Raw genomic sequence first — 1,225 nt, 5'->3', positions numbered from 1 at the left:
GGCCGGTGGTGCCCGTACGCGTGTGGTGCGTCACCGCGTCGCCTCCCCCGACCGGCCGCGCGTGAGCCGGTAGGCGGCAGGATAGCGGCGATGCCCCGATAGGTTCACGGGTGCTGCTTGATCCCCTCCTCGATCCCGCCCTCCGCCACCTCGCACCGCCTGCGCTGCTCCACCGGTTCCCCCCTCCTCCGGGCGATCGCGGCGAGCGGACTGAGGCGTTCTGCCCGGCGCGCTCGGTGTCCCGAGGGGCGTCGGCCGAACGGCGGCCGGTGGTGTCGGCCCGGTCCCGGTCGCGCCGCGCGGATCGGCAGGATGTGTGGCCGCCCAAGAGCAGCTGCCCGCCCGCGCGTCGACTGCACAGTCTCGATGCGGGTTTGCTGCACGGCTCGGTGCCCTTTCTGAGCCGGCCGGGGCGCGACCATAGCCTGCCGGTGCGTCGCTGTTCGATGTCAGCCATGAGCAGTGCTGGTTCGTCCGTGTCTGGCCAGGGGGCCGGTGCGAGGAGATCCCCCGCCACGGCGCAGGGCACGGGTTCGGGAGAACGGGCGCGTCCAGGAGCGGCGGGCGACGGGCACTCACGTCTTATCCAACGACCGCCAAGGGCGGCAGTCACAACACCTTCTGACAGCAGCACCGGATTCCCGGCCCGGTCGCTGTTCGGACCCCCGCCACCCAGCATGTCCGCGGGCCGGACCGACGGCCCTCTCGCGGGTACCTCTCTAGGCCAGACGGGTGACGGCGATCTGCAGACGTTTCTGATCACCTTTGCCGCGATCTGCAAAGGTGATCAGGAACCGCCGGATAGTCCGTAAACCCGGCGATCCGCCGCAGCCATCCGACGTCGTCACGGTGGACCGTCACGACGTCCCACGGCGAGAAGCACCGGGAGTACCGGGCGTCATCTGCGTACCCGTAGTTGCGGGCCGGGGAGGACGGTCGTGGGATGGAAGGGAACCCCCGTACACAACTTGGGAGACTCCCATGCGTATCCGCACCATGGCCGCCGCAGCGGCCCTCGCCTGTGTCACCGTCCTGGGCGGTGCGACCGCCGCCACCGCGGCCCCCGCCGACCCGCCGCCCTCGAACTCCCAGCATGACGAGGGTCCTACGGGCCTGGGCCTCAACCTGCTGTGCGGCATTGGCCTCCTGGGGCAGGGCTCCTGCGGCAACTGAGCGGCGGCGCATCACACGTGCCGCCCAGAGCGTGCGTAGCCCGGCCCCCGCG

At 71.4% G+C, this 1,225-nt stretch carries 1 protein-coding gene; it reads left to right on the top strand.

Annotated features, from left to right (window positions below; genetic code table 11):
* The first annotated feature begins 981 nt into the window (after nucleotides 1–981).
* Nucleotides 982–1,173, top strand: coding sequence for a hypothetical protein (locus ACQKIP_RS47800; protein ID WP_365863436.1), 192 nt, complete (start codon nucleotides 982–984; stop codon nucleotides 1,171–1,173).
* Nucleotides 1,174–1,225: the final 52 nt, after the last annotated feature.

Source organism: Streptomyces sp. NPDC059900 (assembly GCF_050270335.1).
Classification (GTDB): domain Bacteria; phylum Actinomycetota; class Actinomycetes; order Streptomycetales; family Streptomycetaceae; genus Streptomyces.
The sequence above is the reverse complement of the archived record's forward strand: the minus strand, read 5'-3'. Positions and strand labels throughout refer to the sequence as shown.

Excerpts from the sequence above, each read along its gene's own strand:
- ACQKIP_RS47800 (WP_365863436.1), top strand. The coding sequence starts at position 982 with ATGCGTATCCGCACCATGGCCGCCGCAGCGGCCCTCGCCTGTGTCACC.